Genomic DNA, 21,036 nt, shown 5'->3' with positions numbered 1-21,036 from the left:
GCCATGCCGGGCACCTGGTCAGGCCATACCCGAACGCCTCACTCCAGCACGCCCCGATGCCTGCCCACCGCCTCCTGGACAATCCCCAGCAGTCCGGCGCCGGCATCCGCATCCACATGGCCCAGCAAGGCCCTGCGCATGCGCGGCTCCCAGAACCGCTTGATGTGTCCGGCGATGTCGGCCAGCGCCTCCTCCCGGTCCGGCATCGCTTCAAAGAAACTGCCGATCTGGTTGGCCATCGTAATCAGGTTGTCGATCTTCATGCCAGGCTCGCTTCGTGTTGCAGGCGTTGGGGATGGGTGTAGACCACGTGGCCGCTGGCGCGGACGAAGCCGGCCAGCGTGATGTTGGCCTGCTCGGCCAGCCGCACGGCCAGCGCCGTGGGCGCCGAGACGGCGGCCAGCACGCCGGCGCCGATGGACGCGGCCTTGAGCACCATTTCATAGCTGGCGCGGCTGGTCACGAGCACGGCGCCGGTGGCGATGTCCTCGCCGCTGCGCGCCAGCGCGCCGGCGAGTTTATCGAGCGCGTTGTGGCGCCCCACGTCCTCGCGCACCATCGCGACATGGCCGTCGGCACGCAGCCACGCCGCCGCATGCGTGGCGCCGGTCTCGCGCTGCAGCGCCTGGCGCAGCTGAAGCTGCACGAACGCGGCCTGGATCAGCTCGGCGTCGAAGCTGGCTTCGCTCTTCACCGGCGCCGGCATGCGCATCACCTGCTCCAGCGATTCGGTGCCGCACAGGCCGCAGCCCGTGCGGCCCGCCAGCGAACGGCGCCGCTCCTTCAGGCCCATGAAGGCTTCCGACGCGATCTCCAGCCGCACCGCGATGCCGTGCTCGCGCGGCTCGACCTCGATGTCGTACACATCGCGCGGACTGGAGACAATGCCCTCGCTCAGGCTGAAGCCGAGCGCAAAGTCTTCCAGGTCCGCCGGCGTGGCCAGCATCACCGCGTGCGAGATGCCGTTGTATTCCAGCGCAACGGGCACCTCTTCGGCCAGCTCGTCCGGGCTCAGCGCGTGTTCGCCGTTGCGCCAGCGGCTCACGGCGAAGGTGCTGTGCGTGGCCGGCTCACCGTCCGCTTGCAGCGCCGGTTCGAGTTCCGGCGCATTCAGGCAGCGCATCATGATGCGATCCTCCTCTCAGCCTGCCGCGGCCTGGGCCGGGTCGGCACTGGCGGCTTCGAGCAGCTGCAGCTGCTGCGCGTTGAACGCGTGGTACTCCTTCTGCCACGCCGATGGCTGCGCCACCGGCATCACCTGCACCGCGGTCACCTTGTACTCGGGGCAGTTGGTGGCCCAGTCGGAGTTGTCGGTGGTAATGACGTTGGCGCCGGATTCCGGGAAGTGGAAGGTGGTGTAGACCACGCCCGGCTGCATGCGCTCGCTGACGATCGCGCGCAGCACGGTCTCCCCTGCCCGGCTCTGCACGCCGACCCAGTCACCGTCCTTGACGCCGCGTTCCTCGGCATCGTGCGGATGGATTTCGAGCCGGTCCTCGTCATGCCACTGGACGTTCTCGGTGCGCCGCGTCTGCGCGCCCACGTTGTACTGCGACAGGATGCGGCCCGTGGTCAGGATCAGCGGATAGGCGCGCGTGATCTTCTCCGTGGTCGGCACGTACTTGGTGATGATGAACTTGCCCTTGCCGCGCACGAACTGGTCGATGTGCATGGTCGGCGTGCCTTCCGGCGCCTGCTCGTTGCACGGCCACTGGATGCTGCCCAGTTCGTCCAGCCGCTTGTAGCTGACACCCGAGAACGTCGGCGTCAGGCGGGCAATCTCGTCCATGATTTCGGACGGATGCTTGTAGTGCATCGGATAGCCGAGCGCGTTGGCCAGCAGGATGGTCGCTTCCCAGTCAGCGTAGCCGGCCTTGGGCGGCATCACCTTGCGCACGCGCGAGATGCGGCGCTCGGCATTGGTGAAGGTGCCGTCCTTTTCCAGGAACGACGAGCCCGGCAGGAACACGTGCGCGTACTTGGCGGTCTCGTTCAGGAAGATGTCCTGCACCACGATGCATTCCATCGACGACAGCGCCTCGGACACGTGCTGGGTGTTCGGGTCGGACTGGACGATGTCCTCGCCCTGGCAGTACAGGCCCATGAAGCTGCCGCCGAGCGCGGCCTCGAACATATTCGGGATGCGCAGGCCCGGCTCGGGGCTGATCTGGACATTCCACGCCGATTCGAACAGCCCGCGCACGGTCGAGTCCGACACGTGGCGGTAGCCCGGCAGTTCGTGCGGGAACGAACCCATGTCGCACGAGCCCTGCACGTTGTTCTGGCCGCGCAGCGGGTTCACGCCCACGCCTTCGCGGCCGACATTGCCGGTCGCCATGGCGAGGTTGGCGATGCCCATCACCGTGGTGGAGCCCTGCGCATGTTCCGTGACGCCCAGGCCGTAGAAGATGGCCGCGTTGCCGCCGGTGGCATAGAGGCGCGCGGCGCCGCGCAGCTGGTCGGCCGGCACGCCGGTCACCTCGGCCATGGCTTCGGGCGAGTTCTCGGGCAGCGAGACAAAGTCGCGCCATTGCTGGAACGCGCGGTCCTCGCAGCGCTCGGCGATGTAGGCGTCGGCCAGCAGGCCTTCGGTCACGATCACGTGGGCCAGCGACGTCACCAGCGCGACGTTCGTACCCGGACGCAGCTGCAGGTGGTAGTCGGCGCGGATGTGCGGCGAATCGACCAGGTCGATCCTGCGCGGATCCACCACGATCAGCTTGGCGCCGGCGCGCAGGCGCTTCTTCATGCGCGATGCGAACACCGGGTGGCCATCGGTCGGGTTGGCGCCGATCACCATGATCACGTCGGATTTCTCGACCGACTTGAAGGTCTGGGTGCCGGCCGATTCGCCAAGCGTCTGCTTCAGGCCGTAGCCGGTCGGCGAGTGGCAGACCCGTGCGCAGGTATCGACGTTGTTGTTGCCGAACGCGGCGCGCACGAGCTTCTGGACCAGGTAGCCTTCCTCGTTGGTGCAGCGCGACGACACGATGCCGCCGATCGAATCCTTGCCATGCCTGGCCTGGATGCGCTTGAACTCCGAAGCCGCGTAGTTGATGGCCTCTTCCCACGACACCTCGCGCCACGGATCGGTGATCTTCGCGCGGATCATCGGCTTGAGGATGCGGTCCTGGTGCGTGGCGTAGCCCCAGGCGAAGCGGCCCTTGACGCAGGCGTGGCCTTCATTGGCCTTGCCGTCCTTGTACGGCACCATGCGCACGACCTCGTTGCCCTTCATCTCGGCCTTGAACGAGCAACCCACGCCGCAGTAGGCGCAGGTGGTGACGACGCTGCGCGGCGCCTGGCCCAGCTTGATGACGGAGGTCTCGGTCAGCGTCGCGGTCGGGCAGGCCTGCACGCAGGCGCCGCACGACACGCAGTCCGAGTCCATGAACGACTGGCTGGTGCCCGGCGACACGCGCGAGTCGAAGCCGCGGCCCGAGATCGTCAGCGCGAAGGTGCCCTGCGTTTCCTCGCACGCGCGCACGCAGCGGTTGCAGACGATGCACTTGGACGGGTCGTAGGTGAAGTAAGGATTGGACTCGTCCTTCTTCATCTCGGTGTGGGTCGCGATCGGGCCGCCGTCGTTGTAGCGCACCTCGCGCAGGCCCACCTCGCCGGCCATGTCCTGCAGCTCGCAGTTGCCGTTGGTCGGGCAGGTCAGGCAGTCCAGCGGGTGGTCGGAGATGTACAGCTCCATCACGCCGCGGCGCAGGTCGGACAGCTTGTCGCTTTGCGTCTTCACCTTCATGCCGGCTTCCACCGGCGTGGTGCACGAGGCCGGATAGCCGCGGCGCCCTTCGATCTCCACCAGGCACAGGCGGCACGAGCCGAAGGACTTCAGGCTGTCGGTCGCGCACAGCTTGGGCACGCTGACCTGCGCCTCCATCGCGGCGCGCATCACCGACGTGCCCGCGGGCACGGTGACGCTGACACCGTCGATCTCGAGGGTGACCAGCTCGGTCGATTCGCTGGCGGGGGTGCCGAAGTCAATCACATCGCGGCAATCCATGGTTGTCTCCCGTTGTTCTCTTCGTTAGTCGGCTTAGGTGGACCTATGCCGCCTTGGCTGGGTTGGGGGCGAGGCCGAAGTCCTCGGGGAATTCATTGAGCGCGGACAGCACCGGGTACGGCGTCATGCCGCCCATGGCGCAGAGCGAGCCGTTGAGCATGGTGTCGCACAGGTCGCGCACGAGCTTGATGTGCTTGACAGGTTCGTTGCCGGCGATGATCCGGTCCATGACTTCGACGCCGCGCGTGGAGCCGATCCGGCACGGCGTGCACTTGCCGCACGACTCGACCGCGCAGAACTCCATCGCGTAGCGCGCCTGCTTCGCCATGTCGACGGTCTCGTCGAACACCACGATGCCGCCGTGGCCGACCACGCCGCCGAACGCGGCATAGGCCTCGTAGTCCATCGGCACGTCGAAGCGCGATTCCGGCAGGTAGGCGCCGAGCGGGCCGCCCACCTGCACCGCGCGCACGGCGCGGCCGCTGCGCGTGCCGCCGCCGTAGTCGTGGAGCAGTTCGCGCAGCGTCACGCCGAATGCCTTTTCGACCAGGCCGCCCTGGCGGATATTGCCGGCCAGCTGGAACGGCAGCGTGCCGCGCGAACGGCCCATGCCGAAGTCGCGGTAGTACTGCGCGCCGCGCGCGAGGATCACGGGCACCGTGGCCAGCGAGATCACGTTGTTGATGACCGTGGGCTTGCCGAACAGGCCTTCGAGCGCGGGCAGCGGCGGCTTGGCGCGCACCACGCCGCGCTTGCCTTCCAGGCTCTCGAGCAGCGCGGTTTCCTCGCCGCATACGTAGGCGCCGGCGCCCTTGCGCACTTCAAGGTGAAAACGCTTGCCGCTGCCGCGGATGTCATCGCCCAGCCAGCCGCCAGCGGTGGCGATGGCGATGGCGGCATTGAGCACGGCGATCGCATGCGGGTATTCGGAACGGCAGTAGATATAGCCCTGCTCCGCGCCCACGGCGAGGCCGGCGATGGTCATGCCCTCGATCAGCATGAACGGATCGTCTTCCATCACCATGCGGTCGGAGAACGTGCCCGAATCGCCCTCGTCCGCATTGCAGACGATGTACTTGACGGCCGACTTCGCGCCCAACACGGTCTTCCACTTGATGCCGGTCGGGAAGGCCGCGCCGCCGCGGCCGCGCAGGCCCGAGTCGGTCACTTCCTGCACGATCGCGGCGGGTTCCATCGCGAGCGCGCGTTCCAGGCCGGCAAAGCCTTCATGCGCCCGGTAGTCGTCCAGCGACAACGGATCGGTGATGCCGACGCGTGCGAACGTCAGGCGTTCCTGGCGCTTGAGGAAGGGGATCTCGTCGGTCAGGCCGTGCGCGAGCGCATGCGCGCCGCCTTGCAGCAGGCCGGCATCGAACAGCCCCGGCACATCACTGGCGCTGACCGGGCCGTAGGCCACGCGGCCCGCGCCGGCCTGCACCTCGATCAGCGGCTCAAGCCAGAACATGCCGCGCGAACCGTTGCGCACGATGCGCACGGATTCGCCGCGCGCCGCGGCCTCGCGCGCAATCGCGCGCGCCACGTCGTCGGCGCCCAGGGCCAGCGCGGTGGAGTCGCGCGGGACGAAGATGGTGGTGACTGCGGCGCTCATGCCTGGGCCTCCTCGTTGGCGGGCTGGACGTCGCGCAGCTGGCGCACCAGCACGTCGAAGCGCCTGGCATCGACGTAGCCGTGCAGCTGCTCGCCCATCATCACGGCCGGGCCGCAGGCGCACTGGCCCAGGCAGTAGACCGGCTCCAGCGTGACCGCGCCGTCGGCGGTGGTTTCATGGAAATCGCAGCCCAGCGCGCGCTTCGCGTGTTCGGCCAGCGCCTCGGCGCCGACCGACTGGCAGGCCTCGGCACGGCAGACCTGCACCACGTGGCGGCCGGCGGGCTGCTGGCGGAAATGGTGGTAGAACGTGATCACGCCATGCACTTCGGCGCGCGACAGGTTCAATGCCTTGGCGATGACCGGCACGGCCGTCTCCGGGATGTAGCCCTGGGTATCCTGGATTTCATGCAGGATGGGCAGCAGGGCTCCGGGCATGTCCTGGCGGGCCGCCACGATCGCGGCGATGGCCGCTGTGCGGGCCGCGTCGGCCGGCGCCGTAGCGAGGGTAGCGGTATCTGGCATGGCGTCTCCTGTGGGGGCCGCATCCTCGGCGGGGCGACCGTTTATATGCTATTTTTTTCCTATTTACCGGGGTATAACGACGACTTTATGGCCGTTGGAGCGACTATAAGTAGTTGTCCGGCAGGGTTCAATAAGCTATTTTTTTCATATGATCCGCATCTCGATCTCCCCTCACCTGCAGATCCGGGACGATGACAGCCCGACTGCGGAGCCGCTGGACGTTTCGCGCCTGGTGGCGCTGCTCGGCCATATCGAGGCCTCCGGCAGCATCAGCCAGTCGGCCGAGGCGGTGTCGCTGTCCTACCGCTATGCGTGGGGCATCCTGCGCGATGCCGAGGCGCTGTTCGGCGGCCCGCTGATCGACAAGACGCGCGGACGCGGCAGTGCCCTGACGCCGCTGGCGCAGCAGCTGGTATGGGCCAGCAAGCGCATTGGCGCGCGCTTGTCGCCGACGCTGGACAGCCTGGCGTCGGAGCTGGAGATCGAACTGAAGAAGCTGATGGACCGGACCGACCCGGCCGTGCGCCTGCACGCCAGCCATGGTTTCGCGGTGGCGGCGCTGCGCGATTTCCTCGACGAGCAGCAGGTGCGGCACGACCTGAAGTACTGCGGCAGCGTGGAAGCCGTGGCCGCCCTGGCGGAAGGCGCCTGCGACATCGCTGGCTTCCATGTGCCGGTCGGCGAGTTCGAGCATGGCATGGTTCGCCACTTCACCACGTGGCTCAAGCCCGACACGCACTGCCTGATCCATCTGGCCGTGCGCAGCCAGGGGCTGTTCGTGCGCATGGGCAACCCGCTCGGCGTGCTGACACTGGAAGACCTGACGCGGCGCGAAGTGCGCTTCGTCAACCGGCAGGTCGGCTCCGGCACGCGGCTGCTGCTGGACCTGATCCTGGCGGCGCGCGGCATCGATCCGGCACGGATCGAGGGCTACAACAACGGCGAGTTCACGCATGCGGCGGTCGCCGCGTATATCGGCAGCGGCATGGCGGACGTGGGCTTTGGCGTGGAAACCGCGGCGCGGCGCTTCGGGCTGGAGTTCGTGCCGGTGCTCAAGGAGCGCTACTTCTTCGCGATCGAAAAGAAGAAGCTGACCAGCCCCGCACTGGCCGATGCCGTCGGCGCGCTCACGAGCGAGAGCTTTCGCGAGCGCGTCAATGCCTTGCCGGGCTATGACGGCAGCCTGACCGGCACGGTGCTGACGCTGGCCGAGGCGTTTCCGGAGTACCGCGCGCAGAAGCGCTGAAGCGGAGGCTCGCGCCGCTTACCGGATCAGCAGCGACAGCCTGTCGGGATGGCCGGCCCAGTCGGCATGACCGGGCAGCGGCCCCTTCGCCTGCAGCAGCGGCGGCCAGTCCGCGCGGCGCGCCAGTTCGGCGTTGAGCGCCAGGAAATGGCGCTGGTCTTCGGGCAGGTCATGCTCGGAATAGATCGCGCCCACCGGACACACCGGCACGCACATCGAGCAGTCGATGCACTGGTCGGGATCAATGGCGAGGAAGTTGGGCCCTTCGTGGAAGCACGACATGGGGCAGACTTCCACGCAGTCGGTGTGGCGGCACTGGATGCAGGCATCCGTCACGACAAAGGTCATCTTGGGGGGCGAACAGCGGACAGCAAACCCGACGATGTTAGCGCGCCACCGTTGCCGGCGGGGCGGCGCGCACTGTCCGAGTCATTCAAATTGCCTGAACCGTGGCCGCCGCCGGCAGGCGCTGCAGCCGCCGGTACAGCGTGCGTTCGCTACACCCAAGATGGGTCGCCAGGGCCTTGCGCGTGCCCGGGAATTCCAGCGCCAGCGCGCGCAGCGCCGCATCGTCGGGCCAGCGCATCCGGCCGTGGCCATGCCACGCGGCATCGCCCGGCAGGTCCGTGCGTGCCGGCGTGAGCGGGCCTTGCGCCAGTTCCGGCGGCAGATCCCTGACACGGATCACCCCGTCATCGGCGAACAGCATGGCCCGCTCCAGCACGTTGCGCAGCTCGCGGATATTGCCCGGCCACGCGTGCGCGCACAGCCGTGCCGCGGCCTCGTCGTCAATGCGCAGGGTCCGGTCCACCGGCAGCGCACGCCGCAGCAGTGCCTGCGCCAGCAGCGGGATGTCCTGCGGCCGCTCGCGCAAGGCCGGCAGATGAATCGGAAAGGCGTTGATGCGATACAGCAGGTCTTGCCGGAACGTGCCCTGCGCCACCATCTGCTGCAGCGGCTTGTGCGTGGCCGCCACCAGGCGGAAGTCGGCGGCATGCGTTTCCAGTCCGCCCACGCGGCGGAACGTGCGCGACTCGATCAGCCGCAGCAGCTTCACCTGCATGGCCAGGGGCACGTCGCCGATCTCGTCGAGGAACAGCGTGCCATGCTGCGCGGTTTCGACAAGGCCGGGCTTGCGCGCTTGCGCACCGGTGAACGCGCCCTTCTCGTAGCCGAACAGTTCGCTCTCGAACAGCGTCTCCGACAGGCCCGAGCAGTCCACCACCACGAACGGGCCGTCCGCGCGGTCGCTGGCGTCGTGCAGGGCGCGCGCGAACATCTCCTTGCCGGTGCCGGACTCCCCCTGCAGCAGCACGGGCAGCGCGGACGGCGCCACGCGATGCAGTTGTTCGAGCACCGCGTTGAACGCCGGCGAGCGCCCGACCAGGCCGTCCTCGCTGACGCGCGCCGACGCGCTCCTGACGGTGTTGAGCCGCTCGACAAAGGCGACGATCGCGCCGTCGGCGCCCACAATGGGCCGAAGCTCGACATCGACATGCTCGGGGCCGCGCGGCGTGTGGTGAACATGCAGGACGCGGTCCGTGCCAAGGGTTTCGCGCGCCTTCTGCATCGGGCAGTGTTCGCCGGCCCGGTCGCACGGCACGTCGTACTGGTGCGAAACCTGGTAGCACTTCCTGCCCACGTACTGGGTCCCGTTGCGCGCGAACTGCCGCTGGTAGGCGGCATTGGCCGCGACGATGTTGTAGTCGGGATCGAGCACGATCATCGGCTGCGCCTCATGTTCGAGGAAGGCGATCAGCGGACGCATTGCATCGGCCTGGGCCGGGGTATTGCCGGTTTCGGAAGGAAGAGTCCTGGGGGGCGCCATCATGATGGGCAGCCCACTGTCATGAACTGCCAATTACTGCCAAATGGCAGAGGAGTATGCCATAGGGGCGCGATCGAGGCGGTGCTCCACGCGCGTCCCGGGCATCTCTTTCCCGTTGATTTTTCTGGAGGAACCCGCCCTTCCCGCGCAACAAGCGGCGCAGCAGGCACGAAAATTGATCTTCCCCTGCCCAGAACATCAACTGGCAGACAATCGTGGCAGCACAACCGACCCCATCCGCCCCCAGCCTTGCCGTCGAAGGCTTCTTCGACCCTCGCACCAGCACCGTCAGCTATCTCGTGCTCGACGAAGCCTCGCGCCAGTGCGCCGTCATCGACAGCGTGCTCGACTATGACGCCAGCGCCGGGCGCACCAGCACCGCGAGCGCCGACCGCCTGATCGCGCGGGTACAGGCGCTCGGCGCCACGGTCGCGTGGATTCTCGAGACTCATGTCCATGCCGACCATCTCTCCGCGGCGCCCTATCTGCAGGCCCGGCTGGGCGGCATGACGGCCATCGGCGCCCACATCACGACCGTGCAGACCGTGTTCGGCAAGATGTTCAACGCCGGCACTGCCTTTGCGCGCGACGGCAGCCAGTTCAACCGCTTGCTGGCCGACGGCGACCGCTTGCGCATCGGCGAGCTCGAGGTCACCGTGCTGTCCACGCCGGGACATACGCCCGCGTGCCTGACCTATCTCGTCAGCGACGGCAGCCGGCAGGCCGCCTTTGTCGGCGACACACTATTCATGCCCGACTACGGCACCGCCCGTTGCGATTTTCCCGGCGGCGACGCGCGCACGCTGTACCGCTCGATTCAGCGCATCCTGTCGCTGCCGCCGCAGACCGAACTCTTTCTGTGCCATGACTACCAGCCCGGCGGCCGCGAGCTGCGTTTCCGCTCCACCGTGGCCGACCAGCGCCGCGGCAACCTGCATGTCCACGACGGCGTGACCGAGGACGATTTCGTCGCCATGCGCACGCAGCGCGATGCCACGCTGGGCATGCCCGCGCTGATGCTGCCCTCGGTCCAGGTCAATATGCGCGCCGGCCACTTGCCCGAGCCCGAGGACAACGGCGTGCGCTACCTGAAGATTCCCCTCGACGCGGTCTGAAGCCGCCGCGGCCCGGCCGCATCTCCTCCGCCGCCTGACCGCGGCGGGCAGCACTCACCCCAAGGAACGCCCCCAATCATGGATCCTCGCCCCCAAGATCCCCGCCCGGCCACGCCCGGCGGGCAACCCGGCCATGCCCCTGCCGGCAAGGTCATCGACAGCACCCACCGCGTGGTCATCGTCGGCGCCGGTGCCGCCGGCATTGCCGTGGCCGCCAGCCTGCTCGCGCGCGAGCCCGGGCTGGACATTGCGCTGATCGACCCAGCGCAGCACCACTACTACCAGCCCGGCTGGACCATGGTGGGCGGCGGCGTGTTCAAGGCCGGCGCCACCGTGCGCGCGATGTCGGACTGCATTCCGCCGCAGGCACGCTGGATCCGCGCCGCCGTGGCGGCGTTCGATCCCGAGCGCAACGAGGTCCGGCTCGACGACGCGCGCATCGTGCGCTACGAGCAGCTCGTCGTATGCCCGGGCCTGCAGCTTGACTGGGACGGCATCGAGGGCCTGGCGCAGGCGCTGGGCCGCAATGGCGTAACGTCCAACTACCGCTTCGACCTGGCGCCCTACACATGGCAGCTCGTCAGCGAACTGCACGGCGGCAAGGCGCTCTTCACCCAGCCGCCGATGCCGATCAAGTGTGCCGGCGCGCCGCAGAAGGCGATGTACCTGGCCTGCGACGCCTGGCGGCGCCAGGGCACTCTGGATGCCACGCGCGTCAGCTTTCTCAACGCAGGTGCAGCGCTGTTCGGCGTGGCCGACTATGTACCGGCGCTGATGTCCTATGTGCAGGCTTACGGCATCGACCTGCGCCTGCAGCACCGCCTGACGGCGATCGACGGCGTGCGCCGGCGTGCGCGCTTCGTGCGCACCATGGCGGACGGCACCACGCAGAGCGTGGAAGAAGATTTCGACATGATCCACGTCGTGCCGCCGCAGAGCGCGCCCGGCTTCATCAAGGCCAGTCCGCTCGCAAACGCCGCCGGCTGGATCAACGTGGATCCGGCCACGCTGCGTCATGCGGCCTTTGCGAACATCTGGGCGCTGGGCGACGCGACCAATACCAGCAACGCCAAGACCGCGGCAGCCGCGCGCAAGCAGGCTCCGATCGTCGCGCACAATGTGCTGGCCAGCCTGGGCCGCGCGCACGGCCTGGCGCACTACGATGGTTATGGCTCATGCCCGCTCACGGTCGAGCGCGGCAAGATCGTGCTGGCCGAGTTCGTCTATGGTGGCAAGGTCAGGCCGACATTTCCCAAATGGTTCATCGACGGCACGCGCCCTTCGCGCGCTGCCTGGATGCTCAAGGCCAACGTCCTGCCCGCGCTGTATTGGGAGGGCATGCTCAAGGGCCGCGAGTGGCTGGTGCGGCCGGAAGTGACCGGGTAGCCGCGATGGAAGCCTCGCTCCTGACCGCCGCGCTCGGCGCAGTCATCGGTGCCATCCTGGCCGCCACGGGTGCCGGCGGCGGCATCCTGGCAGTGCCGATGCTGGTGTTCGGCCTGCACCTTGACGTCGCCCAGGCCGCCCCGATGGGATTGATCGCAGTAGGGATGTCGGCCGCGGTGGGCGCCGGACTCGGACTGCGCGACGGCATCGTGCGCTATCGCGCGGCGGCGCTGATCGGCGTGCTCGGCATGGCCGTGGCCCCGCTCGGCGTGGCGCTGGCAGGGCGGCTGCCAAATCCGCCGCTGATGACGGCGTTCGCACTGGTGCTGGCGCTGAATGCGTGGCGCACCTTGCGCAGGGCCGGCACGGCCGCGCCCGGCGCAGTGCGTCCACCGTGCGTACTGCACCCGCAGCAAGGCCGGCTGCGCTGGACGCGTCCGTGCGCACGGGCGCTTGCCGCCATCGGCGCGTTGTCCGGCTTGCTCAGCGGGCTGCTCGGCGTGGGCGGCGGCTTTGTTATCGTGCCGGCCTTGCGACGCTATACCGACCTGACCGCGCGCAGCATTCTGGCGACATCGCTGGCAGTCATTGCGCTGGTTTCGGCGGGGGCCATCACCGCAGCTGCCGCCCGTGGCCGTGTGGACTGGGGCATGGCCCTGCCCTTTGCGCTGGGTGCGGTGGCAGCGATGCTGGCGGGCAGGCGCTTCGTGGCGGCGGCACACCCGGCACGGCTGCAACGCCTGTTCGCGCTGGTGAGCATGGCGGCAGCCGGCCTGATGCTGTGGCGCGCCTTCACGGGTGCAGCCTGAAAGGCCGGTTCGCCTGGTCTTAAGTTTCGCTTAAGTCTCGCGCCATAGACTGCCTGCGTACTCAAGCACCGGACAGTCCGGACAGGAGAAATCTGATGGCCCCCCAGGAATTGCAGGCACTCGAAGCCTTTCTGACCCAGCTCACGCAGGCCCGTGCCGGCGCCAAGGACCCGCAGGCGCAACAGCTCATTGCCGAGGCCGTGGCCCGGCAGCCTGACGCGGCCTACCTGCTGGTCCAGCGCGCCATGCTGCTCGACCACGCGCTCGCCTCGGCGCAGGCGCAGGTCGCATCGCTGCAGGGGCAGCTCGCCGCCGCACAGGCCAACGCGGGGAATGGCGCCGGCACCGGCAGCTTCATCAACGCGCAGAACGCATGGGGCCACGCCCCAGCGCAGATGCCGCCCGCACCGGCCGCCGCAGTGCCGCAACCGATGCCGCAATCGATGCCGCAACCCATGCCGCAGGGGGTGCCAGTCCAGGCGCCACGCCCGGGCTTCCTCAGCGGCGGGCTTGGCAGCACGCTGGGCAGCATTGCGACCACCGCCGCCGGCGTGGCCGGCGGCGCGTTCCTGTTCCAGGGTATCGAGAACCTGTTCCACCACAACAGCGGCAGCGGCTTTCTCGGCCAGTCGGGCACGGGCCAGGCAGCGAGCGACACTACCATCGTCAACAACTACTTCGGCAACGACGACCCGGCCTTGTCCGGCAACCGCAATGCAGCCTCGGCAAACGGCTTCCTGGACGATGGCGGGCTGTCCGGCGGACTCGACGACGGTGGCTTCTTCGACGACGATTCGTCGCTCGTGTGAAGCGTACGCGGCAGTTGCGCCTTGGTAGGAAACTTCCCCTGCGCCGCCACCAGATGCTATGTTGGCAGGTACGGATTCGAGGCAGCGCTGTCGCCGCGACAAAGCGCCCTGCCCGCCTCCCATGAGCGCGGCTAGCCGGCAGTGCCGGCCAGCCGTCATGCACTAACGCGCCAGCCGTCCTGCAGGGAGGAAACTGCATGCGCGTACGCTCCCGCCCTCCCAATGAAGGATTCCGCTGGCTGTGGCAGCTGTCATCGTCCGGCTGGGGATACTGCGGCCTGGCCTACGCCAGCGCCGGACGGCTGCCGCCGCACTGGTGGCCGGTAAGGTCTGGCATGCCGCTACGCGACCGGTACTCGTCGCGCCGCACCTCGCTGGTCCTGTTCACGCTCGCGTACCGCAAGGGCGGCGCGCCGGGCGGTGCAGCGCCACCCAATGAAATCGTGTCGTGGCGCAACCAGGCATGGATGAAAGAGTAAGAAGCCCCGCGCCCCTGCGCTAGCGCCCGGGACCTCGCACCCGGCACTGGCCGCCAACGCAAATGCGTCGCTCGTGGCCGCGCAACGTGACGTACACTTGGCATTCGCCCCCAGCCGCCACGCGATCATGCTCGATCTCCTGCGCAAGACCACCGATGTGCTGTTCGACACGAACCTTCGCTTCCGTCAGGCCAGGCAGTTCCACGCGATACGCGTCGCATTCGCGCTGCTGGCATCGATCGCACTGACCACTGGCATCGACATCCCGCACGGCGAGTGGGCCACCATCACGGTGCTGGTGGTGATCGGCGGGCTGCAGCACCACGGCAATATCCGGCGCCGCGCGGCCGAGCGCGGGCTGGGCACGCTGATCGGCGCGCTGGCGGGCCTGGCGCTGATCGTGCAGCAATCGTATGTCGGCATGCCGCTGCTGACGTACTTGCTGATGGCCATCATTTGCGGCTACTGTGCGTACCACGCCATTGGCAAGGGCGGCTATATCGCCCTGCTCGCAGCGATCACCGTGGTGATCACCGCCGGCCATGGCAACCAGAACGTCTATGACGCGCTGTGGCGCACCGTCGATGTCCTTATCGGCACGGCGATCGCGCTCGTGTTCTCGTTCGCGTTGCCCGCCCATGCCTCCTATGCCTGGCGCATCCTGCTGGCCGCGCTGCTGCGGGCCAGCGCAGCGGTCCACCGCAAGATGCAGAGCGGCTTTGCCGATGCCGCGGAACAGCGCAAGGCCATGCTCGACCTCGGCACGACACTGATTCCCCTGCGCGGGCTGATTCCCTCCGTGGCCAAGGAGACCGGCGTGCCGGCAGCAGAGTTCGAAGAGACCCAGCACGCCGCGCGCGTCTGCATCAGCGCGCTGGAACTCATGGCCGCGATCGAACACGAAACGGGCATGCGCGAGGGCGAAGACCCGGGCATCGAGCCCGCGCTGCTGTCGATGGCCGAGGCGCTCGAAACCGGGCAGGCGCCATCGCCCGCCGCGCCCATGGCCACCGCAGGGGCCGACATGCAGTCCGGCCCGCTCCCGTTCATGGCGCGCCAGCTCGCCGCCGACCTGGCCCGCATGCGCGCGCGGCTTGACCGGATGAGCGCGCAGCACGGCTTTCCGTACGGGGCGCAATAGCGCGCACCGCGGTGGGAGGCCTCGGGTGGATCTTTACGGCTCGCTGGGCCGCCGCAGGCCGCGGGCACCTGCATTCTCGTACGCGTTTCGCCTACGCCGTTGTCAGACACGCGCCGATTGCCTCGGCCCGCCTGCCGATGAATAACTCAAGGGGAACGGGCAAACCGGAGGTACCGGAAATGAAGTCCATGGATGTGCATGTCGTGCCGGCACTGCAAGGCTGGGCCGTCGAGGAAGCCAGCAACCCCGCCAGCAGGAAGCTGTTTGCAACCCAGGAAGATGCGATCGAGGTTGCCACCGAGATGGCAAGGCAGAGCAAGAGTGAGCTGTTCATCCACGGCCGGGACGGCCAGATTCGCAGCCGCAGCTCGTTCGGCCATGATCCGCGCCAGATCCGGGGCTGACTGCCCGCCGGCTCGCGCAGCCCAGGCAGTTCTGGCGTGAAGCTTGCTGCGAAGGGGACGTATAGCCCAGCGGAACATGCCATGGATCCGATCGAGGAAACCGCCCGCTTCCTGCAGCGGCGCGGATTGCGCCTTGCCACGGCCGAGTCATGCACGGCCGGGCTGATTGCTTCGCATATCGCCGATGTGCCTGGCTGCGGCAGCACGCTGAAGTGCGCCGTCGTGGCCTACTCGCCCGATGCCAAGACGCAGATCCTGGGCGTGAGCGCCACGCTCATCCGCCGGCACGGGCTGACCAGCGAAGCTGTGTCGCTGGCCATGGCGCGTGGCGTGATGAGGCTCAGCGGGGCCAACGTCGCCATCGCCAATACCGGCGTAGCCGATGATGGCGCGCCGGACGGCACTCCCCCGGGCACGCAATGCTTTGCGTGGCTGATCCGCCTGGAAGCGCGGGCCGGCCTGCCCCATGCGTTCACCGAAACCCGGCGCTTTCGCGGCAACCGCACCGAGATCCGCCAGGCGGCGTCCGCATGGGCGCTGCAACGCATTCCGCACTACTACGCGCTGGCGGCTTCGGCGACAAAGTTACCGGTTAGCCAAACCGCCCTTACCGATATCCGGGAGCCAGCAATGCCCGTCAAGGCCGTGGCCTCAGGCAACCATACATCCGGGGAAGAAGCCCCGCCAACACCGGAGACGATCGAAGTCAGGGTCACCGGGGAAGGCAACGGCTTGGTCGACGATGAGACCTCGGGCAACGCTGCCAAACCAGACCCGCGCAGGCCGATCGACAACCGCAAGACGGCCAACGAGATCAATGGCGGCGAAGGCGACGGGGACGCGACCAGCCAGTAAAGCACCGTGAACTCCGGACACGGCCCAGCGGCGCACCCGGTTCGTGACCGCCTGCATGGCATATCCACTGCGTGGCAGGCGGGGTTGCAGGAGCTTCAATGACCCGAAATATCGTGGTGATCGGCGGTTCGCGCGGCGCCTTCGCTGTGCTGCGGGACCTCGTGGCCGCTCTGCCGGCGGATCTCGATGCCGCCGTCTTCATCGTCCTGCATGTAGGCAAGCACCAGTCTCAGCTGCCAAGCCTGCTGGCGCGGTGGGGAAAGCTGCCCGCGTCATATCCGCGCCATGGGGAAACCTGGCATGCCGGCCACATCTACGTGGCCCCCCCCGACTACCACATGCTTGTCACGGCGAAAGAGATCGAACTCTCGCACGGCGCCCAGGAGAACCACAGCCGGCCTGCGATCGATCCGCTGTTCCGCTCCGCGGCGGTTGCGTTCGGACCGCGTGTGATCGGCGTGATCCTCAGCGGCGATCTCGATGACGGCGCTGCGGGCCTGGCATTCGTGCGCGCCTTTGGCGGACGCACGCTGATCCAGCACCCGTGCAATGCGGAGGCGTCATCCATGCCGCGCGCGGCAATGGAGGCCGCCGGTGCCGATGCCGTAGCAGAACCCCGCGAAATCGGGGAAGCCATTGCGGGCCTGCTTCATGCCGGCGGAGGTCAACACCAGTGGGAGAAAGACATGGACGCACTGCGAACCGAGGCCGCCACCGCAGGCAGTCCAGAGGGCGGCGTTGAAGACCTGGACCGCATTGCCATGCGCGCGGCCATCACCTGTCCCGAATGCGGCGGGGCGATGTGGCAGCTCCGCGATACGCACCCGCTGCGCTTTCGCTGCCATACCGGACACGCATTCAGCGGCATGACCCTGGCCGCGGCCGAGGACAAGGCCGCCGAGCACGCCCTGTTTGCCGCGATGCGCACGCAAAAGGAAAGCCTCGCGCTGGCGCGCATCCGCGCATCGCAGGCGAAGGCCGATGGGGACCATGATGCCTACCAGTTCGAACAGTCGCGCATCCGGCAAACCGAGCGGCTTTTGAAGATACTGCATGACGCGATATGCGGCTGATCGCTGGCCGCATTCGCTGGCCGCATTACCACGCTGCATTACCACGCGCCGCGCGGGTACAGAACGATCAGCAGGTACACGAACCCCAGCACGCACAGCAAGACGAGCAGCTGCATGTAGAAGCGGCTGCGGCCATGCGGCTCGTCTTTGCGCAGAGCACGGCGCGATTTCTGGATATGCGGCTTCATGGCGAATCAGGCGGTGCGGCCGGCGACGACATGCATGGCGCCGTCAATCGCTTGCGGCCTGTGGCGGCGTCGATGTCAGCAGTTCGCTGTGTATGGCGTACTCCGGAAGACATTGGCCGGCAATCGCTTCGATGCGAATCCGGGTGGCGGCATCGCGTACCGTGCCGCGCAGCGTGCAAACCCCCGTTTCGATTTCGGCCTTGACAATGCCCGGGTCGACGACCTGGGCGATCTCCACCTCGAACCGCTCGAGCAGTCTGGCCTCGCTCGCCTGCGCCCCGGTACGCACGCCGTCACCGTCATAGCATCCAGGTATGGGCTCGACATAGGCAGGGCTAGCCAGAGCGTCCGTGGCCGGCCACCCCGGTGCCACGCCATACATGCCGTAGCGTTCGACCCCGACCGGCTCGTTGGCGCCTGATGGGACATACGGCTGGATCAGGTAGTTGTCGTGACTGGCCGGCGTCACCTCTGCGGCAGCGAACCGGCCGCGATCATTGCTCACCGCGCTGTGGCCGCCGTAGTGGTAGTCGGTCAGCCTGGACTTGAATTCGGGCATGATGTGGACTCCGCGAAAGTCGATGGGGTTCCCTGACATCCGTGTGAGCAACGTTCATTCCTGCCTGCCCCCGCCCGGCACCCGTTCGTATCGTCAGTAACTCTTTCCCCGCGACGGAAAGAAACGGCAACCGGATCTGCCCTGCGCGTGTTGCGAAGTCGAAACGATGCGCCCATGAAAAAAGGGCCCGGCGGGCCCTTTTTCACATCGGCGCTGAAACGGATCAGCCGGCGAAGTTCTTGCTGGCGAAGTCCCAGTTCACGACGTTCCAGAATGCCTCGACGTACTTCGGACGGGCATTGCGGTAGTCGATGTAGTAGGCGTGTTCCCACACGTCGCAGGTCAGCAGCGGCTTGGCGTCGGTGGTCAGCGGCGTGGCGGCGTTCGAGGTCGACACCAGGTCCAGCGAGCCGTCGGCCTTCTTGACCAGCCAGGCCCAGCCCGAACCGAAGGTGCCGACGGCGGTCTTGGTGAATTCTTCCTTGAACTTGTCGAACGAGCCCCACTTGGCGTTGATGGCGTCAGCCAGGGCGCCGGTCGGCTGGCCGCCGCCGTTGGGCTTCATCGAGTCCCAGTAGAAGGTGTGGTTCCACACCTGGGCGGCGTTGTTGAAGATGCCGCCGGACGACTTCTTGGTGATCTCTTCCAGGGTCGCGTTCTCGAACTCGGTGCCCTTGATGAGGTTGTTCAGGTTGGTGACGTAGGTCTGGTGATGCTTGTCATGGTGGAACTCCAGCGTCTCCTTGGAGATGTGCGGAGCCAGGGCATCATGCGCGTACGGCAGCGGGGGGAGCTTGTGTTCCATTGTTCTGTCTCTGTGGGTTGGGGTTGTGGTCGGGGAATTGCCGATTGTAGGAGACTTGCAAGACCCACGCAAACCGCGGCGCAAAGCCCCCTGGGGTCATGTTAGTTTGTCCGCGCCGGCGCGGGCAGCCTGCTCAGAATCCGCCCAGCTTGGCCTGCACGGCGGCAATGGCAAGGTCGGCCACGCCTTCGGCAAGGTGGGCCTCCACGACACTGCCCGCACGCAGTTCGGCCGGCGAACGCAGGGCGCGGCCACGCTGGTCGAGCAGCACGGCATAGCCGCGCTCCAGCGTACGTTGCGGCGCCAGCAGTTCAAGCGCGCCCGCGACGCGTGCCAGGCGCTGCGCCTGCCGCTCCTGCTGGCGGGCCGCCGCGGCCTGCATGCGCTGCGACAACCGCGCGACGTCCGCGCTCGCCGCGGCCGTGTCGGGCCGGCAGGCGGTCCAGCGCATCGCCAGCACTTGCTGGCGGTGGCGCTGTGCCACCACGGTCTCCCGCAATGCCGAACGCAAGTGTCGCGCCAGATTGTCGACGCGCGCGCGCCGCTCCTGCAGTTGCGCCTGCGGACTGCGCAGCCGGCGCGCGAGCCAGTCCAGGTGCTGCGCGCGCCGGTCCAGCTCGCGGCGCATCGACTGCGCCAGTGCGTCCCCGGCCCGGCGCGTCAGCGCCAGCAGGTGCCCGCGGTCCGGGCTGACCAGTTCCGCCGCTCCAGTAGGCGTGGGCGCGCGCACGTCGGCCACGAAATCGGCGATGGTGAAGTCGGTTTCATGGCCCACGCCCGAGATCACCGGCACCGCGCTGCGCGCGATGGCGTGCGCCACCACCTCTTCGTTGAACGACCACAGGTCTTCGATACTGCCGCCGCCGCGGCACAGGATGATCACGTCGCACTCGCGCCGGGCAGAGGCCTGATCGAGCATGTCGGCAATCTTCTGCGCGGCGCCGGCGCCCTGCACCGGCGCCGGATAGACCATCACCGGCACGTGCGGCGCGCGCCGGCGCAGCGTGGTCAGCACATCGCGCAGCGCGGCCGCCTGCAGCGATGTGACGATGCCGATCGCGCGCGGGTGCGCGGGCACGGGCCGCTTGCGCTCGAGCGCGAACAGTCCTGCCTGTGCCAGTTTTTCCTTCAGGCGCAGGAACGCTTCGTAAAGATTGCCGAGGCCGGCACGGCGCATGGCCTCGACGCCAAGCTGCAGGTCGCCGCGCGCTTCGTAAAGCGTAACCACGGCACGCACTTCCACCGCCTCGCCTTCGCGCGGCGTGAAGTCGACATGCTGATTGCGCCCGCGGAACATCACGCAGCGAATCTGCGCACGCGCGTCCTTGAGCGAGAAATACCAGTGGCCGCTGGCCGCCCGGGTCAGGTTGGAAATCTCGCCCCGTACCCAGGTCAAAGGAAAACCACGCTCAAGCATGGTCGCGATCGCATGGTTCAGTTCGCCGACCGGGATCGCTTCGCGCGGGTTTCGGGCGGGCATGGAAGGCAAGTCACGCGAAAAGTTCTGCGGCTCGGGCATGGGGCGTCGCCGTGCATGCGGCGTGGGTTGGACATGTCCACAGCATAACGGCTATGTCAAGAGGGGAGATATGTTGTCGCCAACCCCTGCCGGAATCCGCATGAGTAGGTACAAGCCTTTGATTCTTATGAATTTTCGGAGCGCAACAAAAATTAGGCAATGTAACCAATTTCCTTACGCGTCAATCACTTACAGGCGGCACCCCGGGCTTGTTCACAAAGTTATCCACAGGAACTCTGGATAAAAGAGATTCATTCGGCACAAGCGCTGAGAATGTACAGCGTTAGTCGCCTGCGCCGGTGCGATGTCATCAAGCCGGTCCGGGAGATGAATCCCAAGGGCCACAAGCCTGTTTCATGCCCTTTGCACGGTACCCTTGCCTATTTTGCGGGCAATGGCCGGCACCCCCTGATAAATCAAGGAGTTAGGATCGATCTCCAAGGGTTGTCCACAGGCCGTCCACAATGCTCTCCCTGTGGTGTGTGGAAAAAGACCGACATTGGCCAGGACTTTGGCGGCAGATGCCGCGAGCTGCTGCGCGCCACATTGCCCATTTTTTAGGCAGGGATGCATCCTCCCATTGAAATCAATGACTTAGCTTCCTTCTCAGAACAATTTCCACAGGCCGTCCACAATCCTGTCCCGTAGTCATGTGGAAAGCAGCGGGTAAACCCC

Annotated in this window: 21 protein-coding genes; 10 read left to right on the top strand and 11 right to left on the bottom strand. The window is 67.4% G+C overall.

What is annotated here, in order from left to right; genetic code table 11:
- Positions 1-38 precede the first annotated feature (38 nt).
- From CupriaWKF_RS03410 to CupriaWKF_RS03390, 5 genes are read right to left on the bottom strand one after another with little or no spacing between them, the layout of a single operon-like run.
- The gene (locus CupriaWKF_RS03410) at positions 39-263 is read right to left on the bottom strand and encodes a formate dehydrogenase subunit delta (protein ID WP_276099629.1); all 225 of its coding nucleotides are present in this window, start codon (positions 261-263) and stop codon (positions 39-41) included.
- Complete coding sequence (gene fdhD, locus CupriaWKF_RS03405; protein WP_276099628.1) at positions 260-1,126, bottom strand: formate dehydrogenase accessory sulfurtransferase FdhD; 867 nt, start codon at positions 1,124-1,126, stop codon at positions 260-262. The genes CupriaWKF_RS03410 and fdhD overlap by 4 nt, the downstream gene beginning before the upstream one ends.
- Positions 1,127-1,141: 15 nt before the next feature.
- Positions 1,142-4,012: a formate dehydrogenase subunit alpha gene (fdhF, locus tag CupriaWKF_RS03400; protein ID WP_276099627.1), complete on the bottom strand. Its 2,871-nt coding sequence runs from the start codon at positions 4,010-4,012 to the stop codon at positions 1,142-1,144.
- Between the two features lie 43 nt (positions 4,013-4,055).
- Positions 4,056-5,621 carry a formate dehydrogenase beta subunit gene (locus CupriaWKF_RS03395; protein ID WP_276099626.1) on the bottom strand — a complete coding sequence of 522 codons (1,566 nt, stop codon included), beginning with the start codon at positions 5,619-5,621 and terminating at the stop codon, positions 4,056-4,058.
- Entirely contained in the window at positions 5,618-6,145 is a 528-nt protein-coding gene (locus tag CupriaWKF_RS03390; RefSeq protein ID WP_276099625.1) for a formate dehydrogenase subunit gamma, read from the bottom strand. Before CupriaWKF_RS03390 ends, CupriaWKF_RS03395 begins: the two co-directional genes overlap by 4 nt.
- A 148-nt stretch (positions 6,146-6,293) precedes the next feature.
- Here CupriaWKF_RS03390 and CupriaWKF_RS03385 point away from each other — a divergent pair, with 148 nt between their 5' ends.
- Positions 6,294-7,391, top strand: coding sequence for a substrate-binding domain-containing protein (locus CupriaWKF_RS03385; RefSeq protein ID WP_276099624.1), 1,098 nt, complete (start codon positions 6,294-6,296; stop codon positions 7,389-7,391).
- A gap of 18 nt (positions 7,392-7,409) precedes the next feature.
- Here CupriaWKF_RS03385 and fdxA read toward each other — a convergent pair whose 3' ends face one another.
- Both fdxA and CupriaWKF_RS03375 read right to left on the bottom strand, forming a co-directional pair.
- The gene (gene fdxA, locus CupriaWKF_RS03380; RefSeq protein ID WP_276099623.1) at positions 7,410-7,739 is read right to left on the bottom strand and encodes a ferredoxin FdxA; all 330 of its coding nucleotides are present in this window, start codon (positions 7,737-7,739) and stop codon (positions 7,410-7,412) included.
- Positions 7,740-7,824: 85 nt separating this feature from the next.
- Positions 7,825-9,219, bottom strand: a complete 1,395-nt coding sequence (locus tag CupriaWKF_RS03375) for a sigma 54-interacting transcriptional regulator (RefSeq protein ID WP_276100654.1) — start codon at positions 9,217-9,219, stop codon at positions 7,825-7,827.
- Positions 9,220-9,434: 215 nt separating this feature from the next.
- Between CupriaWKF_RS03375 and CupriaWKF_RS03370 the strand changes: the two genes are divergently transcribed.
- From CupriaWKF_RS03370 to CupriaWKF_RS03330, 9 genes are all read left to right on the top strand, one after another.
- Entirely contained in the window at positions 9,435-10,334 is a 900-nt protein-coding gene (locus CupriaWKF_RS03370) for an MBL fold metallo-hydrolase (RefSeq protein ID WP_276099622.1), read from the top strand.
- A gap of 78 nt (positions 10,335-10,412) precedes the next feature.
- Complete coding sequence (locus CupriaWKF_RS03365; RefSeq protein ID WP_276099621.1) at positions 10,413-11,720, top strand: FAD/NAD(P)-binding oxidoreductase; 1,308 nt, start codon at positions 10,413-10,415, stop codon at positions 11,718-11,720.
- Positions 11,721-11,725: 5 nt separating this feature from the next.
- The gene (locus CupriaWKF_RS03360) at positions 11,726-12,529 is read left to right on the top strand and encodes a sulfite exporter TauE/SafE family protein (RefSeq protein WP_276099620.1); all 804 of its coding nucleotides are present in this window, start codon (positions 11,726-11,728) and stop codon (positions 12,527-12,529) included.
- A 95-nt stretch (positions 12,530-12,624) separates the two neighbouring features.
- Complete coding sequence (locus tag CupriaWKF_RS03355) at positions 12,625-13,338, top strand: DUF2076 family protein (RefSeq protein ID WP_276099619.1); 714 nt, start codon at positions 12,625-12,627, stop codon at positions 13,336-13,338.
- 197 nt (positions 13,339-13,535) lie between these two features.
- Entirely contained in the window at positions 13,536-13,817 is a 282-nt protein-coding gene (locus tag CupriaWKF_RS03350) for a hypothetical protein (protein ID WP_276099618.1), read from the top strand.
- A 97-nt stretch (positions 13,818-13,914) separates the two neighbouring features.
- Complete coding sequence (locus tag CupriaWKF_RS03345) at positions 13,915-14,958, top strand: FUSC family protein (RefSeq protein ID WP_346348601.1); 1,044 nt, start codon at positions 13,915-13,917, stop codon at positions 14,956-14,958.
- Between the two features lie 179 nt (positions 14,959-15,137).
- Entirely contained in the window at positions 15,138-15,362 is a 225-nt protein-coding gene (locus CupriaWKF_RS03340; protein ID WP_276099617.1) for a DUF2188 domain-containing protein, read from the top strand.
- 81 nt (positions 15,363-15,443) lie between these two features.
- Complete coding sequence (locus CupriaWKF_RS34370; protein ID WP_346348600.1) at positions 15,444-16,217, top strand: CinA family protein; 774 nt, start codon at positions 15,444-15,446, stop codon at positions 16,215-16,217.
- 98 nt (positions 16,218-16,315) lie between these two features.
- Positions 16,316-17,290, top strand: a complete 975-nt coding sequence (locus tag CupriaWKF_RS03330) for a chemotaxis protein CheB (protein ID WP_276099616.1) — start codon at positions 16,316-16,318, stop codon at positions 17,288-17,290.
- Between the two features lie 38 nt (positions 17,291-17,328).
- Here the strand turns inward: CupriaWKF_RS03330 and CupriaWKF_RS03325 are convergent, their stop codons facing one another.
- The 4 genes from CupriaWKF_RS03325 to xseA all read right to left on the bottom strand — a co-directional run bounded on the left by CupriaWKF_RS03325 (position 17,329) and on the right by xseA (position 20,361).
- A complete protein-coding gene (locus CupriaWKF_RS03325) occupies positions 17,329-17,478 on the bottom strand; it encodes a hypothetical protein (protein ID WP_276099615.1) in 150 nt (49 codons plus the stop codon).
- A gap of 43 nt (positions 17,479-17,521) precedes the next feature.
- Positions 17,522-18,037 carry a hypothetical protein gene (locus CupriaWKF_RS03320; RefSeq protein WP_276099614.1) on the bottom strand — a complete coding sequence of 172 codons (516 nt, stop codon included), beginning with the start codon at positions 18,035-18,037 and terminating at the stop codon, positions 17,522-17,524.
- A 223-nt stretch (positions 18,038-18,260) separates the two neighbouring features.
- Positions 18,261-18,842 (bottom strand): superoxide dismutase [Fe], encoded by a 582-nt coding sequence (sodB, locus tag CupriaWKF_RS03315; protein WP_276099613.1) that lies wholly within the window; start codon positions 18,840-18,842, stop codon positions 18,261-18,263.
- A 133-nt stretch (positions 18,843-18,975) separates the two neighbouring features.
- A complete protein-coding gene (xseA, locus tag CupriaWKF_RS03310) occupies positions 18,976-20,361 on the bottom strand; it encodes an exodeoxyribonuclease VII large subunit (protein ID WP_276099612.1) in 1,386 nt (461 codons plus the stop codon).
- Between the last annotated feature and the right edge of the window lie 675 nt (positions 20,362-21,036).

Origin of the sequence: Cupriavidus sp. WKF15 (assembly GCF_029278605.1) — a bacterium.
Taxonomy (GTDB): Bacteria; Pseudomonadota; Gammaproteobacteria; order Burkholderiales; family Burkholderiaceae; genus Cupriavidus.
This window is presented reverse-complemented; position numbering and strand designations above follow the sequence as displayed.

Bases quoted from the DNA above. Each gene is read 5' to 3' on its own strand.
- CupriaWKF_RS03410 (WP_276099629.1), bottom strand. From the start codon at position 263: ATGAAGATCGACAACCTGATTACGATGGCCAACCAGATCGGCAGTTTC.
- fdhD (WP_276099628.1), bottom strand. From the start codon at position 1,126: ATGATGCGCTGCCTGAATGCGCCGGAACTCGAACCGGCGCTGCAAGCG.
- fdhF (WP_276099627.1), bottom strand. From the start codon at position 4,012: ATGGATTGCCGCGATGTGATTGACTTCGGCACCCCCGCCAGCGAATCG.
- CupriaWKF_RS03395 (WP_276099626.1), bottom strand. From the start codon at position 5,621: ATGAGCGCCGCAGTCACCACCATCTTCGTCCCGCGCGACTCCACCGCG.
- CupriaWKF_RS03390 (WP_276099625.1), bottom strand. From the start codon at position 6,145: ATGCCAGATACCGCTACCCTCGCTACGGCGCCGGCCGACGCGGCCCGC.
- CupriaWKF_RS03385 (WP_276099624.1), top strand. From the start codon at position 6,294: ATGATCCGCATCTCGATCTCCCCTCACCTGCAGATCCGGGACGATGAC.
- fdxA (WP_276099623.1), bottom strand. From the start codon at position 7,739: ATGACCTTTGTCGTGACGGATGCCTGCATCCAGTGCCGCCACACCGAC.
- CupriaWKF_RS03375 (WP_276100654.1), bottom strand. From the start codon at position 9,219: ATGGCGCCCCCCAGGACTCTTCCTTCCGAAACCGGCAATACCCCGGCC.
- CupriaWKF_RS03365 (WP_276099621.1), top strand. From the start codon at position 10,413: ATGGATCCTCGCCCCCAAGATCCCCGCCCGGCCACGCCCGGCGGGCAA.
- CupriaWKF_RS03360 (WP_276099620.1), top strand. From the start codon at position 11,726: ATGGAAGCCTCGCTCCTGACCGCCGCGCTCGGCGCAGTCATCGGTGCC.
- CupriaWKF_RS03355 (WP_276099619.1), top strand. From the start codon at position 12,625: ATGGCCCCCCAGGAATTGCAGGCACTCGAAGCCTTTCTGACCCAGCTC.
- CupriaWKF_RS03350 (WP_276099618.1), top strand. From the start codon at position 13,536: ATGCGCGTACGCTCCCGCCCTCCCAATGAAGGATTCCGCTGGCTGTGG.
- CupriaWKF_RS03340 (WP_276099617.1), top strand. From the start codon at position 15,138: ATGAAGTCCATGGATGTGCATGTCGTGCCGGCACTGCAAGGCTGGGCC.
- CupriaWKF_RS34370 (WP_346348600.1), top strand. From the start codon at position 15,444: ATGGATCCGATCGAGGAAACCGCCCGCTTCCTGCAGCGGCGCGGATTG.
- CupriaWKF_RS03330 (WP_276099616.1), top strand. From the start codon at position 16,316: ATGACCCGAAATATCGTGGTGATCGGCGGTTCGCGCGGCGCCTTCGCT.
- CupriaWKF_RS03325 (WP_276099615.1), bottom strand. From the start codon at position 17,478: ATGAAGCCGCATATCCAGAAATCGCGCCGTGCTCTGCGCAAAGACGAG.
- CupriaWKF_RS03320 (WP_276099614.1), bottom strand. From the start codon at position 18,037: ATGCCCGAATTCAAGTCCAGGCTGACCGACTACCACTACGGCGGCCAC.
- sodB (WP_276099613.1), bottom strand. From the start codon at position 18,842: ATGGAACACAAGCTCCCCCCGCTGCCGTACGCGCATGATGCCCTGGCT.
- xseA (WP_276099612.1), bottom strand. From the start codon at position 20,361: ATGCCCGAGCCGCAGAACTTTTCGCGTGACTTGCCTTCCATGCCCGCC.